The sequence below is a fragment of the Sphingomonas sp. SFZ2018-12 genome (assembly GCF_022496715.1).
Lineage (GTDB): Bacteria > Pseudomonadota > Alphaproteobacteria > Sphingomonadales > Sphingomonadaceae > Sphingomonas.
Map to the genome: position 1 here is coordinate 1761989 of NZ_WTFM01000001.1, position 14061 is coordinate 1776049.

General features: G+C 68.2%; 15 protein-coding genes. 6 read left to right on the forward strand and 9 right to left on the reverse strand.

What is annotated here, in order from left to right; genetic code table 11:
* Positions 1–27: 27 nt before the first annotated feature.
* The 9 genes from GO308_RS08280 to thiS all read right to left on the reverse strand — a co-directional run bounded on the left by GO308_RS08280 (position 28) and on the right by thiS (position 6463).
* The gene (locus GO308_RS08280; protein WP_240885102.1) at positions 28–441 is read right to left on the reverse strand and encodes a cytochrome c-type biogenesis protein; all 414 of its coding nucleotides are present in this window, start codon (positions 439–441) and stop codon (positions 28–30) included.
* Positions 438–965 (reverse strand): DsbE family thiol:disulfide interchange protein, encoded by a 528-nt coding sequence (locus GO308_RS08285; protein WP_066476617.1) that lies wholly within the window; start codon positions 963–965, stop codon positions 438–440. Before GO308_RS08285 ends, GO308_RS08280 begins: the two co-directional genes overlap by 4 nt.
* Positions 962–2932 carry a heme lyase CcmF/NrfE family subunit gene (locus tag GO308_RS08290; RefSeq protein ID WP_240885103.1) on the reverse strand — a complete coding sequence of 657 codons (1971 nt, stop codon included), beginning with the start codon at positions 2930–2932 and terminating at the stop codon, positions 962–964. The genes GO308_RS08285 and GO308_RS08290 overlap by 4 nt, the downstream gene beginning before the upstream one ends.
* Positions 2929–3363, reverse strand: a complete 435-nt coding sequence (ccmE, locus tag GO308_RS08295; RefSeq protein WP_066476496.1) for a cytochrome c maturation protein CcmE — start codon at positions 3361–3363, stop codon at positions 2929–2931. Before ccmE ends, GO308_RS08290 begins: the two co-directional genes overlap by 4 nt.
* Complete coding sequence (locus tag GO308_RS18605) at positions 3360–3491, reverse strand: hypothetical protein (RefSeq protein ID WP_269450176.1); 132 nt, start codon at positions 3489–3491, stop codon at positions 3360–3362. The genes ccmE and GO308_RS18605 overlap by 4 nt, the downstream gene beginning before the upstream one ends.
* Before the next feature lie 16 nt (positions 3492–3507).
* Positions 3508–4248, reverse strand: coding sequence for a heme ABC transporter permease CcmC (ccmC, locus tag GO308_RS08300; RefSeq protein WP_231726179.1), 741 nt, complete (start codon positions 4246–4248; stop codon positions 3508–3510).
* 49 nt (positions 4249–4297) lie between these two features.
* Positions 4298–4969, reverse strand: a complete 672-nt coding sequence (locus GO308_RS08305; RefSeq protein ID WP_240885104.1) for a spermidine synthase — start codon at positions 4967–4969, stop codon at positions 4298–4300.
* A 93-nt stretch (positions 4970–5062) separates the two neighbouring features.
* Complete coding sequence (locus GO308_RS08310; protein ID WP_240885105.1) at positions 5063–5338, reverse strand: HU family DNA-binding protein; 276 nt, start codon at positions 5336–5338, stop codon at positions 5063–5065.
* A gap of 117 nt (positions 5339–5455) precedes the next feature.
* Entirely contained in the window at positions 5456–6463 is a 1008-nt protein-coding gene (thiS, locus tag GO308_RS08315) for a sulfur carrier protein ThiS (RefSeq protein WP_276616336.1), read from the reverse strand.
* Between the two features lie 149 nt (positions 6464–6612).
* On the opposite strand from thiS, the gene aroQ reads away from it, so the two are divergent.
* The 6 genes from aroQ to purL all read left to right on the forward strand — a co-directional run bounded on the left by aroQ (position 6613) and on the right by purL (position 14061).
* Positions 6613–7047 carry a type II 3-dehydroquinate dehydratase gene (gene aroQ / locus GO308_RS08325; RefSeq protein ID WP_240885106.1) on the forward strand — a complete coding sequence of 145 codons (435 nt, stop codon included), beginning with the start codon at positions 6613–6615 and terminating at the stop codon, positions 7045–7047.
* Between the two features lie 38 nt (positions 7048–7085).
* Entirely contained in the window at positions 7086–7583 is a 498-nt protein-coding gene (gene accB, locus GO308_RS08330; protein ID WP_066476511.1) for an acetyl-CoA carboxylase biotin carboxyl carrier protein, read from the forward strand.
* Between the two features lie 3 nt (positions 7584–7586).
* Positions 7587–8948: an acetyl-CoA carboxylase biotin carboxylase subunit gene (gene accC / locus GO308_RS08335; RefSeq protein WP_066476514.1), complete on the forward strand. Its 1362-nt coding sequence runs from the start codon at positions 7587–7589 to the stop codon at positions 8946–8948.
* A 53-nt stretch (positions 8949–9001) separates the two neighbouring features.
* Positions 9002–9964: an alpha/beta hydrolase gene (locus tag GO308_RS08340; protein WP_240885107.1), complete on the forward strand. Its 963-nt coding sequence runs from the start codon at positions 9002–9004 to the stop codon at positions 9962–9964.
* Between the two features lie 22 nt (positions 9965–9986).
* Positions 9987–11456, forward strand: a complete 1470-nt coding sequence (locus GO308_RS08345; RefSeq protein WP_240885108.1) for a phospholipase D-like domain-containing protein — start codon at positions 9987–9989, stop codon at positions 11454–11456.
* 373 nt (positions 11457–11829) lie between these two features.
* Positions 11830–14061: a phosphoribosylformylglycinamidine synthase subunit PurL gene (gene purL / locus GO308_RS08350; RefSeq protein WP_240885109.1), complete on the forward strand. Its 2232-nt coding sequence runs from the start codon at positions 11830–11832 to the stop codon at positions 14059–14061.

The window sequence follows — 14061 nt, forward strand, 5'->3', positions numbered from 1 at the left end:
GCGATACCAACGGAGCCTCGCCCGTCATCAACGCTTCCGCGCCTTGCGCTTGAAGCTGCGCGCGGCGACCGCGACGCCGGCGATCAGCAACAGGATCGGCGCGATCCACAAGGGCGCGGTCGCCTCCGTCACCGGCGGATCGTAGCTGACATAGTCGCCATAGCGTTCGATCAGCCAGTCGCGCACCTGACCCGCGCTTTCGCCCTGCTGCATCCGCTCGCGGACCAGCGCGCGCATGTCGCCGGCCATTTCCGCGTCGCTGTCGGCGATCGACTGGCCCTGGCAGACGAGGCAGCGCAGCGTTTCCATCAGCGCCTTGGCCTCGCGCTCCTTCGCCGGATCGGCGAGCTGCGTGTCGGCCATGCGCGCGGGCGGCTGGTCCGACTGGGCCAGCGCGGGGCCGGCGACGAGCAGGCCGAGCGCGATGATCGCCCGCCTCACCGCGCCTCCTCCAGCGCCTTGAGCAGCTTTCCGACATCGTCGTCGCGGATGTCGCCGACATGCTGGGCGCGAATCACCCCTTGCCCGTCGATCACGAAGGTCTCCGGCACCCCCGACGAGCCCAGCGACAGCTGGACCTTGCTTTCCCGGTCGTCGCCGATGCGTTGATAGGGATCGCCATGTTCGGCAAGAAAGCGCGCGATCGCCGGTCCCTTGTCGCGGATCGCGATCGCGTCAATGCGCGCGCCCGCCTGTTTAAGCTTCAGCAGCTGTGGTGCCTCCGCGATGCAGGGCACGCACCAGCTGGCGAACACGTTGAGCAGGCGCGGCTCGCCGCCCCGGAACGACGCGCTCGACAGGCCGGGCTTGCCCGGTGCAATCGGGGGCAGGTCGAACGCCGGCAGCGGCTTTCCGACCATCGCCGAGCGCACGATCGGGTCGGCGGGGGCGAGCAGGCCACGCAGCGCCACCGCGACGAGCAGCACGAAGACGAGCAGCGGAAGCCAGATGAGCAGCCGCCTCACGCCCAGGCCTCCTGCCGGGCCTGACGCCGGGTGCCGCGCCGCTCGCGCCACAAGCGGCCGATCAGGGCGAGCAGGCCGCCCAGCCCGATCATCGCGCCGCCCAGCCAGATGAGCGTCACATACGGTTTCCACCATAGCCGGAGCTGCACGCGGCCCGCACCGTCGAGCTGGCCGAGCACGGTATAGAGCTGGCCGTCGGCGACGGTCAGGATCGCGGCCTCGCTCGTCACCGTCGGCGGGGCAGAGAAGAAGCGGCTCTGCGGCCCCATCAAGAACGGGGTGCCGTCCCCGCGCTGGACACGCAGACGCCCCTCCAGTGCCGACCAGTTGGGGCCGATCGCCGGCGCGATGCCGATCAGCGTGACCGCATAGGGCCCGACCCGCGTCGTCTCGCCCGGGCGCACCGCGACCAGCCGCTCGACGGTAAATGCGCGCTCGCTCGCCATGCCCGCGATCGACACCGCGACCCCCAGATGGGCCAGGATCATGCCATAGGTGAACAGCGGCACGCGGGCCAGGTCGCGGCGGAACAGCGGCAGCACGCTCGCCACCGCCAGCCCGGCCGCGAGCGCCAGCCCCAGGATCGGGAACGGCCCGGCACCCGGCGCGGCGATCAGCAGCACGACGCCCGCCACCGCCGCGACCCCGGCGGGGATGACCACCCGGCGCAGCGCCGCGCCACCATCGTCGCGCCGCCAGCGCAGCATCGGCCCGACCGCCATGCCTACCATCAGCGCGAGCGCGATCGGCCCGGTCGTCTTGTTGAAGAAGGGCGGACCGACCGACAATTGCGTACCCATCGCCTGTGCCACGATCGGATAGAGCGTTCCGATCAGCACGATGCCCAGGATGACCGAGAGCAGCAGGTTGTTGAAGACCAGCCCGCCCTCGCGGCTGACCAGCTCGAACGTCGCGCCCTGGCGCACGCTGCCGATGCGCAGGCCGAACAAGGCGAGCGCGCCGCCGATATAGATGGCGAGCAGCGCCAGGATGAAGCTGCCGCGTTCGGGGTCGACGGCAAAGGCGTGGACACTGGTCAGGATGCCCGATCGCACGAGGAAGGTGCCGATCATCGACATCGAAAAGGCGATGACCGCGAGCATGATCGTCCACGACCTGAGGCCGTCGCGCGCGGCCAGCACATTGACCGAATGGAGCAAAGCGGTCGCGGCCAGCCACGGCATCAGCGACGCGTTCTCGACCGGGTCCCAGAACCACCAGCCGCCCCAGCCGAGCTCGTAATAGGCCCAGTAGCTGCCCGCCGTGATGCCGAGCGTCAGGAAAATCCACGCGCCGAGCACCCAGGGGCGCATCGCGCGCGCAAAGGGCGGGCCGACATCGCGCATCACCAGCGCGCCGACCGCGAAGGAAAAGGCGATCGACAGGCCGACATAGCCGAAATAGAGCGTCGGCGGGTGAAAGGCGAGGCCGGGGTCCTGCAGCAGCGGGTTCAGCCCCTGCCCCTCGGGCGCCGCCGGGTTGAGCCGCGCAAAGGGGTTGGAGGCGATCAGCAGGAACGCGTAGAAGCCGAGCGCGATGAACGCCTGCGCGCCGATCGTCGCGACCAGCGTCGCTTCGCCGAGCCGCCGTTCGATGAGCGCGATGCCCGCCCCCGCGAGCGCCAGCACCGTCACCCACAGCAGCATCGAGCCTTCGTGGTTCCCCCACGCGCCCGCGATCTTGTAGATAAGCGGCTTGGCCGAATGGCTGTTGGTCGCGACCAGCAGCACCGACATGTCGGAGCGCACGAACAGCGTGATGAGCAGCACGAAGGCAAGCGCCGCCAGCGCGCCCTGGACGATGGCGACCGGGCGCACGCCCGCGATCAGCTGCGCCGCGGTTTCGCGCCGGTCGTCGCGGTCGCCGGCAATGTGCGCGAGGCGAAGCCCGAGCACGCTGAGCACGAATTGCAGCAGCGCCAGGGCTGCGGCGAGCCACAGCGCCGCCAGACCGGCTTCGGCGATCATTGCTTCAGCGTCTCGGCGGCGGCCATCTTGCCCGCCATTTCCGGGGGCATGTAACGCTCGTCATGCTTGGCGAGCAGATTGTCGGCGGCGAAGCTGCCGTCGGGGCGGAACTGACCCTCGGCGACCACGCCCGATTTCTCCTTGAACAGGTCGGGGGCGATGCCGCTGAAGGTGACGGGCACCCGCGCCTTGCCGTCGGTGACGGTAAAGGCGATCGACACGCCGTCGGGCTGGCGGCGGATCGATCCCGCCTCGACCATCCCGCCCAGCCGCACCGCGCGACCGACCGGCGGCGATTTGCCGACGACGTCGCCGGGGGCATAGAAGAACGCGGCCTCGTCCTTGAGCGCGGAAAGCGCCAGCGCGCTCGCCCCCATTACCGCCGTCACGCCCAGCGCGACCAGGACCAGCCGTTGATGCTTCGCCTTCATCGCCGCGTCTTCACCTCATCGGCCGCGCGTTCGGCGCGGCGCATCGTCACATAGCTGAGCAGCAGGATCGCGCCAGCCCCGCCAAAGGTCACGGCATAGGCCGCGATCACGAAGGCCCATTGATTCATGCCGATGCCGCCCGCCTCATGCCGCGGCCATCCGCCGCATCCGCGCCTCGACCCGGCCGGTCGCCAGGATGGCGCGCATCCGCATCAAGACGATGCCCGCGAACAACAGGGTGAAGCCCGAGAGCGTGAAGCCCAGCGGCCACAGGATCTCGCTCGCGATCGTGTTCTTCGTCAGCGTCAGGCTCTGGCCCTGGTGCAGCGTGTTCCACCACACCACCGAGTAACGGATGACGGGCAGCAGCGCCGAACCGGCAATCCCGAACAGCGCGGGGATGCGCCCGTCGCCGCCGCGGTCCTGATCGGCGCGGGCAAGCGCGATATAGGCAAGGTAGATAAAGAACAGCAGCAGCATCGACGTCAGCCGCCCGTCCCATTGCCACCAGGTCCCCCAGGTCGGCCGTCCCCAGATCGATCCGGTGGCAAGGCAGATCGCGGCGAACAGCGCGCCCGGCACCGCGCACGCCCGGGCCGACACCGTCGCCAGCGGGTGGCGCCAGATCAGATAGGCGATGCTCGACACCGCGATTCCCGACCATCCGGCCATGCCCAGCCAGGCGGCGGGAACGTGGATATAGAGGATTCGAACCGTTTCGCCCTGCAGATAGTCGGGCGGCGTCCGGGTCAATCCGGCCCACACGCCGAACAGGGTCAGCGCCAGCCCCGCCCAGACGAGCAGGGGAGTCAGCGGCCGCGCGATCTTCAGGAAACGGGCAGGATTGGCGAGCGCGTGGATCACGATGGCGCGAACATAGGCCAATTCGCGCGCGAATCCACTAGGTCATTGGGCCAGCGCGGCAGAGAACGGATCACCGCCGGGTTGCGAACCAGATGACGTGGCGCGGGCCCTTGCCATTCTCCCGCGCGCGCACCGCCTGTTCGTCGACCGCAAACCCGCTGTCGGCGAGCCGGCGGGCAAAGACATTGTCGGGCGCCGCCGACCAGATCGCGAGCACCCCGCCCGGCGCCAGCGCCGCGCGCGCCGACGCCAGTCCGCGCATCGAATAGAGCGAATCATTGGCGGCGCGGGTCAGGCCGTCGGGGCCGTTGTCGACATCGAGCAGGATCGCGTCATAGGCGCCGCGCGCCGCCGTGATGACACGCCCGACATCGCCGTCGATCAGGGTCACGCGCGGATCGTCGAGGCAACCGGCGGTCAGCGCCGCCATCGGCCCGCGTGCCCATGCGATGATGCCGGGCACCAGCTCGGCGACATCGACCCGCGCGCCCGCCCCCAGTTCGGCGAGCGCGGCGCGCAGCGTGAAGCCCATGCCATAACCGCCGATCAGCAGCCGCGCCGCGGCCCGGTCGCGCAGCCGCGCGCAGGTCATCGTCGCCAGCGCGATCTCCGACCCGCGCATCCGCGTGCTCATCAATTCGTTGCGGTCGAGCACGATCATATAGTCGTCGCCGCGCCGGAACAGCCGGAGCGGTTCGCCGCCGGGCACGTCGGCGGTGCCGATCAATTCACGCGGGACCATGGCTGCGGCGCTCTCCGGAAATGACACCGCCCCCGGCACCGTCGGATACCGGGGGCGGCGAATTGGACCCGGTCATGCCGGGATCGGCAAGGATCAGCCGTTCAGCTTGTCCTTGACCGCCTTGGCCGGCGCAAAGGTCAGCTTCTTCGACGCTGCGATCTGGATCGTCGCGCCGGTCGACGGGTTGCGACCTTCGCGCGCCGCGCTTTCCTTGACCTTGAACTTGCCAAAGCCGCTGAGCGAGATTTCCTCGCCCTTGGCGGCCGCATCGGCAATGGCGGCGAACACGCCATCGACCAGCTTCTTGGCGTCGGTCTTGGTCAGACCATGATCACCGGCAAGACGGTCGGCGAGATCGGCATTATTCATAGATTCTAGCCCTTCTGTGCAAATTGCCGTGCCCGTGTAATTGCGATCCGCAACAGCGTCCACTGGTCAGAACGCCCAAAAATGGGTTGATTGGACCGAAACCGCGTCGATTGGGGGTCAAATCAGCCCGGCGAGCGGGCTGGACGGGTCGGCATAGCGCCGCTGCGCCATCCGGCCGGCGCGATACGCGAATCGGCCGCTCTCGACGGCGAGGCGCATTGCCCGCGCCATCAGCACCGGGTCCTTCGCCTCGGCGATCGCGGTGTTCATCAACACGCCGTCGCAGCCCAGTTCCATCGCCACCGCCGCGTCCGACGCCGTGCCGACGCCCGCGTCGACCAGCACCGGCACCTTCGCGCCCTCGACGATCAGGCGGATCGTCACCCGGTTCTGGATGCCCAGCCCCGACCCGATCGGTGCGCCCAGCGGCATGATCGCGACCGCACCGGCTTCCTCCAGCTGCTTCGCCGCGATCGGATCGTCGGTGCAGTAGACCATCGGCTTGAAGCCTTCGCGCACGAGCACCTCGGTCGCCTTCAGCGTTTCGCGCATGTCGGGATAAAGCGTCCGCGCCTCGCCCAGCACCTCCAGCTTGACCAGGTCCCATCCCCCTGCCTCGCGCGCCAGCCGCAGCGTGCGCACTGCGCTGTCGGCGTCGAAGCAGCCGGCAGTGTTGGGCAGATACGTGACCTTTTTAGGGTCGATATAGTCGGTCAGCATCGGCGCATTGGGGTCACTGACATTGACCCGGCGCACCGCGACGGTGACGATCTCTGCCCCCGATGCCTCGACCGCGGCGGCGTTCTGGGCGAAATCCTTGTACTTGCCGGTGCCGACGATCAGCCGTGATCGGAACGTCCGGCCCGCGACCGTCCAGCTGTCTTCATCCACCCGTGTGCCATGATCGCCGCCGCCGACGAAATGGACGATCTCCAGCTCGTCGCCGTCGTCGATCACGACATCGGCCAGCGTCGATCGCGGCACGATCTCCAGGTTGCGCTCGACCGCGACCTTTTCGGGGACGAGCCCCAGCTCGCGCGTCAGCGCGGCGATGGTCGTGCCGGCGCGCACCCGGCGGTGCTCGCCATTGACGGTAATGGTGACGGTGCCGTCCAAGTGAGCCAAGACGCTATATCTCCGGTCGTCCCGAGCGCGGTCGAGGGACGCTGAACTTGAAGGCCGTGTCCCGACTGCGCTCGACACGAACGGTTTTGGTAAACCCGACAGGGGCGGATATAGGCCTGGCCCAACGCATCGCAACCGAAAGCCCGATCATGCCCGAAACCGTGTTCGTCCTGAACGGCCCCAACCTCAACCTGCTCGGCACGCGCGAGCCCGACGTCTACGGGGCCGACACGCTGGACGACATCGCGGGGATGCTGGAGGATCGCGCCCGCGTGCTCGACCTGGCGATCGACATGCGCCAGTCGAATCATGAAGGCCATCTGATCGACTGGATCCACGAGGCGCAGGCGACGGGCGCGCGCGCGGTGATCCTCAATCCCGGCGGCTTTACCCATACGTCGGTCGCGCTGCTTGATGCGATCAAGTCGGTGACGACGCCGGTGATCGAGGTGCACCTGTCCAACCCGCATGCGCGCGAATCCTTTCGCCACTGCAGCCTGATCGGGCGGGGCGTGCACGGAACGATCGCCGGTTTCGGCGCGCAATCCTATGTGCTCGCGCTTGAAGCGGCGGCGCGCATCTGACAAAGCGCCGCACTTGATCATAACGAACAGAGGGTCGAATGACCGAAAAACAGGGTGACTCGTCGAGCGGCGGCGGGGCGATGCGGGTCGATGTCGACCTCGTGCGCCAGCTGGCCGGCGTACTCGACGAAACGCAGCTGACCGAAATCGAGGTGCAGGACGGCGAGCGCAAGGTGCGCGTCGCCCGCACCGTGACCGCCGCACCGGCGATGATGGCCGCGCCGATCGCCGCCGCGCCGCAGGCCCCGGCCACGTCGTCCGCGCCTGCCGCACCGGCGGCGCCCGCCCCCGCCGCACCGGCCGCCAATGCGGTCAAGTCGCCGATGGTCGGCACCGTCTATCTCGCGGCCGAGCCGGGCGCCAAGCCGTTCATCGCGACCGGCCAGAAGGTCGCCGCCGGCGATACGCTGGTGATCATCGAGGCGATGAAGGTGATGAACCGCATCACCGCGACCGCCGCCGGCACCGTCGGCGCGATCCTGGTCGACAATGGCCAGCCGGTCGAATTCGATCAGCCGCTGGTCGTGATCGAGTAACGGATGGCCCAGATCAAGAAGCTGCTGATCGCCAATCGCGGCGAAATCGCGCTGCGCATCCACCGCGCCTGTCATGAAATGGGGATCAAGACGGTGGCGGTGCATTCGACCGCGGATGCCGATGCCATGCACGTCCGGCTGGCCGACGAGGCGATCTGCATCGGCCCGGCCCCGGCCGCGCAGAGCTATCTCAACATCCCCAACATCATCTCGGCCGCCGAAATCTCGGGCGCGGACGCGATTCATCCCGGCTACGGCTTCCTCAGCGAGAACGCGAAGTTCGCCGAGATCGTCGAGCTGCACAACATCGTCTTCGTCGGGCCCAAGCCCGAACATATCCGCATCATGGGCGACAAGGTGGAAGCCAAGCGCACCGCCGGCGCGCTGGGCCTGCCGCTGGTGCCCGGATCCGACGGCGCGATCGGTGACCTGGCGGAGGCCAAGCGGATTGCCGCCGAAATCGGCTATCCGGTGCTGATCAAGGCTGCATCGGGTGGCGGCGGGCGCGGCATGAAGGTGGTGCCCGACGAGAGCCAGCTCGAAACGCTGATGCAGCAGGCGGGCAGCGAGGCGAAGGCGGCGTTCGGCGACGACACCGTCTATATGGAGAAATATCTCGGCAATCCGCGCCATATCGAGTTCCAGATCTTTGGTGACGGCAACGGCAATGCCATCCATCTGGGCGAGCGCGACTGTTCGCTGCAGCGCCGCCACCAGAAGGTGCTGGAGGAAGCCCCCTCGCCCGTGCTGAGCCATGCCGAGCGCGAGCGGATGGGCGGCATCGTCGCGCGCGCCATGGCCGACATGGGCTATCGCGGCGCGGGCACGATCGAGTTCCTGTGGGAAAATGGCGAGTTCTACTTCATCGAAATGAACACCCGCCTGCAGGTCGAGCATCCGGTGACCGAGGCGATCACCGGGGTCGACCTGGTCCGCGAGCAGATCCGCGTGGCGGAAGGCCATCCGCTGTCGGTGCGCCAGGAAGAGATCGAGTTTCGCGGCCACGCGATCGAATGCCGGATCAATGCCGAGGACCCGCGCACCTTTGCGCCGTCGCCGGGGCTGGTGAAGTATTTCCACGCCCCCGGCGGGATGCACGTCCGCGTCGATAGCGGGTTGTATGCCGGTTACAGGATCCCGCCCTATTACGACAGCATGGTCGCCAAGCTGATCGTCTATGGCCGCACGCGCGAGGGTTGCATCCTGCGGCTGAAGCGCGCGCTCGAGGAATTCGTGATCGAAGGGGTCAGGACGACGATCCCGCTGCATCAGGCGCTGCTCGAGGACGCCGAGTTCAAATCGGGCGACTACACGATCAAGTGGCTCGAACAATGGCTGGAACGCGACGCGGAGGACGCCGCATAGCTCCCACCCTGCCCCCGATCGGGCGGATGCGCAGGCCGGGGCGGCGGCGACCCGTGTGGCGGTTCGCGTTGCTGGCGCTGCTGGCCGTCGCCGCGATCGGTTTTGCAACCGGCTACACCCCCGATACCGACCCGGCGGCAATGCGCGCGAAATACGCGCCCGCGCCGTCGCGTTTCGTCGATGTCGGCGGCGGGCTGACCGTCCATCTGCGCGATACCGGGCCGCGCGACGCCCCTGTGCTGATGCTGCTGCACGGATCGAACGCGTCGCTTCACACCTGGGAACCCTGGGCGACGCGGCTGCAGGCGCGCTATCGCGTCATCCGCTTCGACCAGATCGGCCATGGCCTGACCGGCCCCAATCCTGCCGGTGACTATGCGCCCGCCGCCTTTGTCGACACGGTCGAGCGGGTGCGCCGCACGCTCGGCATCGCGCATATGGCGGTGGCGGGCAATTCGATGGGCGGCGGCGTCGCGTGGCGCTATGCGCTCGCGCATCCCGACCGGGTGAGCGCGCTGATCCTGGTCGATTCGGTCGGCCAGCCCGACCCGCAGGGCGGAGAGGCCCCGATCGCCTTTCGCGTTGCGCGCATGCCGGTGATCCGCAATCTGGCGACTTCGATCACGCCGCGCAGCCTGATCGCCGACAGCCTGCCCGCGGCCTATGCCGACCCGCGGCGCGCGACCGACCAGCTGATCGATCGTTATTGGGAGCTGCTGCGCTATCCCGGCAACCGGGCCGCAACGATCGAGCGGTTTGCGATCCCGCCCGACAATGCCACCGACGCGGCGCTCGCCCGCATCGCCGCGCCGACGCTGATCCTGTGGGGCGCGCAGGATCGGTTGATCCCCGCGTCGTCCGGGCGGTGGCTGGCGGCGCGCATCCCGAAGGCGAAGCTGATCGTCTATCCCGGCATTGGCCACATCCCGATGGAGGAGGCGGCCGATCGCAGCGCCGCCGACGCGGCGCGATTCCTCGACGGAACCGTTGCGCCCCCGGATCATTCGGGTAGCTGACGGCGGCATGGAGGAGGCGCGCGTGGCCGAAAACGACCCCCATGCGCTCGATCCCGGCCGCAACTGCTGGCGGATCGCGCGCGCGACGCGCGCAACCGTGATCGTCGATGCCGAGCAGTATTTCCGCCACGTCCGCTCCGCGATGCGTCAGGCCCGGCAACAGATCCTGCTGGTCGGATGGGATTTCGACGCGCGGATCAAGCTGGTCCACGAACATGACGACGATGCCCCGGCCGAAGTCGGGCCGTTCATCGACTGGCTGGTCGCCCGCAATCCCGCGCTTCAGGTGCATATTCTGCGCTGGGACACCGGCGCGCTGAAGAGCTTCTTTCAGCCGACCACGCTGATGACGCTGATCCGCTGGTGGCGGCACCCGCGCATCCATGTGAAGCTCGACGCCTTTCACCCCGCGGGCGCGTCGCACCACCAGAAGATCGTGGTGATCGACGATCGCCTCGCCTTTTGCGGCGGCATCGACATGACGGTCGACCGCTGGGACACGCGCGATCATCGCGACGACGAGCCGCGCCGGCGCGAGCCCGACGGCACGCCCTATGGCCCCTGGCACGATGCGACCACCGCGCTGTCGGGGCCGGTTGCGGGCGCGCTGGGCGAATTGTGCCGCAATCGCTGGGCGCGCGCGGGCGGCGCGCCGATGGCGGCGCCGGATACGGCGGAAGAATGCTGGCCCGAGGGTCTGGCGACGATGTTCACCGATGCCGATGTCGCGATTTCGCGCTCTTCGCCGACCATGCCCGATCTGGATGCTGTGACCGAGATCGAGGCGCTCTATGTCGACCTGATCGCGCGCGCCGAACGCCATGTCTATGCCGAGAGCCAGTATTTCGCCTCACGCAAGGTGGCCGAGGCGATCGCGCGCCGGCTGGACGAACCCGATCCGCCCGAGTTCGTCATCGTCAACCCGGTCAAGGCCGACGGCTGGCTCGAGCCGATCGCGATGGACACCGCCCGCGCGCGCCTGTTCCAGGCGCTGAAGCAGCGCGACCATGCCAACCGGCTGCGCATCTATCACCCGGTCACCACGGCGGGCACGCCGATCTATGTCCATGCCAAGGTGACGATCATCGACGACCTCGTGCTGCGCGTCGGTTCGTCCAATTTCAACAACCGCTCGATGCGGCTCGACACCGAATGCGACGTGACGATCGACGCGACATTGCCCGGCAATGCGGACGAGGAAGCGACGATCGCGGGCATCCGCAACGACCTGATCGCCGAACATCTGGGCTGCGACCCGGTGACGGTCGCGCGCACGGTGATGGCCACGGGATCGCTGATCGCCACGATCGACGCCCTGCGCCGCCCCGGGCGAACGCTGATCGATTACGAGATCCCGGACCTGACGGCGGTCGAGGAATGGCTGGCCGACAACAAGATCCTCGATCCCGAAGGCCCCGAGGAGATGTTTGAAAGCCTGGCCAAGCGCGATCTGCTCAGGCGCCTGAGACGACGGGGGCGCCGGCGCAACTGATGCGATAGGGACGATAACCAGAGCGGCAGCGATCGATTGGCCTCACGTTGCCACCTGCCCCGTCACCCCGGCCTTGTGCCGGGGTCCACCTTGCCGCCCGCTTTGCCCTCACGAACCGGAGGCCGACGCCTCGCCGCACCGTGGACCCCGGCACAAGGCCGGGGTGACAGAGGATTTGCGGCTGGCATTCGCTGAATTCTCCATTCCAGATACGTGTCTCGGGCCAATCATGCGGCCACATGCCACCCTGCCGGCATCGTGCACCTGTCGTCCCGCTCCGCATCCCGATCAAACGCGCACGGGCAGGTCGAAACCAGACGTCGCACAGCACGCGCAATTGCGCCCTTCGCCGCATCCCCCTAAAGCGCGGCGCATGACCGAGATCACGCCCGAAATCGTTGCCGAGCACGGCCTGTCGCCCGAAGAATATGATCGCGTGCTGGCGGCGCTGGGACGGGTGCCCAACCTGACCGAGCTCGGCATCTTCTCGGTCATGTGGTCGGAGCATTGCAGCTACAAATCCAGCCGCATCCACCTGAAGAAGCTGCCAACCGAGGCACCCTGGGTGATCTGCGGCCCCGGCGAGAATGCGGGCGTCATCGACATCGGCGACGGCCAGGCGGCGATCTTCAAGATGGAGAGCCACAACCACCCGTCCTATATCGAGCCCTATCAGGGCGCGGCGACCGGGGTGGGCGGCATCCTGCGCGACGTGTTCACCATGGGCGCGCGGCCGATCGCGAACCTGAACGCGCTGCGCTTTGGCCGGCCCGATCATCCGAAGATGCGCCACCTGATCGCCGGCGTCGTCCACGGCATCGGCGGTTATGGCAATTGCGTCGGCGTCCCGACGGTGGGGGGCGAGGTCAATTTCCACCCCGCTTACGATGGCAACATTCTGGTCAACGCGATGACCGTCGGCATCGCCCAGCAGGACAAGATCTTCTACAGCGCCGCCGCCGGCATCGGCAATCCGGTGGTCTATGTCGGGTCGAAGACCGGGCGCGACGGCATCCATGGCGCGACGATGGCGAGCGCCGATTTCGACGAGAAGTCGAACGAGAAGCGCCCGACCGTCCAGGTCGGCGATCCCTTCACGGAGAAGCTGCTGATCGAGGCGTGCCTGGAGCTGATGGCGTCGGACGCCATTGTGGCGATCCAGGATATGGGCGCGGCCGGCCTGACCTCCTCCAGCGTCGAAATGGCGTCGAAGGGTGGGGTCGGCATCGAACTGATCATGGACCATGTGCCCCAGCGCGAAGCCGGCATGACGCCCTATGAGATGATGCTGTCCGAATCGCAGGAACGGATGCTGATGGTGCTCAAGCCCGGCCGCGAGGCCGAGGCGGAGGCGATCTTCCGCAAATGGGAGCTCGACTTCGCGGTGATCGGCACCGTCACCGAGCCGGATCCGGTTCTTGGGGGCCGCATGGTGCTCAAATGGCGGGGCGAGACCGTCGCCGACATCCCGCTCGGGCCGCTGGCCGACGAAGCGCCGCTCTATGACCGGCCGTGGGTGCCGACGCCTCCGCCCGCCGATCTGACCGACGCGCCGGAAAGCGCGAACGTCGCGGTCGACCTGCTCAAGCTAATGGCGACACCCGATCTCGCCAGCCGGCGCTGGATCTGGGAGCAGTATGACACCCAAGTCGGCGCCGACACGGTGCAGCGCCCCGGCGGCGACGCGGCGGTGGTGCGGGTCCACGGGACGGCCAAGGCACTGGCAATGACCACCGACTGCACGCCGCGCTATTGCTTCGCCGACCCGGTCGCGGGCGGCAAGCAGGCGGTGGCGGAGGCGTGGCGCAACCTGACCTGTGTCGGCGCGACCCCGCTCGCCATCACCAACTGCCTGAACTTCGCCAATCCGCAGCGGCCCGAGATCATGGGCCAGATCGTCGGGTGCCTGGACGGCATGGCCCAGGCGTGCCGCGCGCTCGATTTTCCGATCGTGAGCGGCAATGTGTCGCTCTACAACGAATCGAAGGCGACGGGCGGTGGCTCCGCCATCCTGCCCACCCCGGCGATCGGCGGGGTCGGCATTCTCAAGGACTGGGAGCGATCGGCGACGATCGGGTTCAAGGGGCTGGGCGACATCATCCTGCTGGTCGGCGAGCGCGAGGGACATCTGGGCCAGTCGCTGTGGCTGCGCGAACTGCACGGGCGCGAGGATGGGCCGCCGCCGTTCGTCGACCTGAAGGCCGAACGGCGGACCGGCGACTTCATCCGCGGGCAGATCGGCTGCGGTGCGATCAAGGCGTGCCATGACGTGTCCGACGGCGGCGTCGCGGTCGCGGTCGCCGAAATGGCGCTGGCCAGCGGCATCGGCGCGCTGATCGATTCGCCCCAGCCGTTCGGCAATGCCGGCTCCTTCTTTGGCGAGGACCAGGGGCTGTACGTCGTGACCGTGTGCGACACCTGTCTCGCCGACTTCATGGCGGCGGCGCACGCGGCCGACGTGCCGGTCGATCCGTTGGGCCGCACGATCCGCGACCGCATCCTGTTCGAGACCGAGGATGGCGACTGGGCGGTGACGATCGAGGAACTGCGCGCCGCGCACGAAGGCTTCTTTCCCACGCTGATGGGCGACGCCGCGGCGCTGTAA

Coding starts and splice junctions, on each gene's coding strand:
- GO308_RS08290 (WP_240885103.1), bottom strand. CDS start 2,932: ATGATCGCCGAAGCCGGTCTGGCGGCGCTGTGGCTCGCCGCAGCCCTG.
- ccmE (WP_066476496.1), bottom strand. CDS start 3,363: ATGAAGGCGAAGCATCAACGGCTGGTCCTGGTCGCGCTGGGCGTGACG.
- GO308_RS18605 (WP_269450176.1), bottom strand. CDS start 3,491: ATGAATCAATGGGCCTTCGTGATCGCGGCCTATGCCGTGACCTTTGGC.
- GO308_RS08305 (WP_240885104.1), bottom strand. CDS start 4,969: ATGGTCCCGCGTGAATTGATCGGCACCGCCGACGTGCCCGGCGGCGAA.
- GO308_RS08310 (WP_240885105.1), bottom strand. CDS start 5,338: ATGAATAATGCCGATCTCGCCGACCGTCTTGCCGGTGATCATGGTCTG.
- aroQ (WP_240885106.1), top strand. CDS start 6,613: ATGCCCGAAACCGTGTTCGTCCTGAACGGCCCCAACCTCAACCTGCTC.
- accB (WP_066476511.1), top strand. CDS start 7,086: ATGACCGAAAAACAGGGTGACTCGTCGAGCGGCGGCGGGGCGATGCGG.
- accC (WP_066476514.1), top strand. CDS start 7,587: ATGGCCCAGATCAAGAAGCTGCTGATCGCCAATCGCGGCGAAATCGCG.
- purL (WP_240885109.1), top strand. CDS start 11,830: ATGACCGAGATCACGCCCGAAATCGTTGCCGAGCACGGCCTGTCGCCC.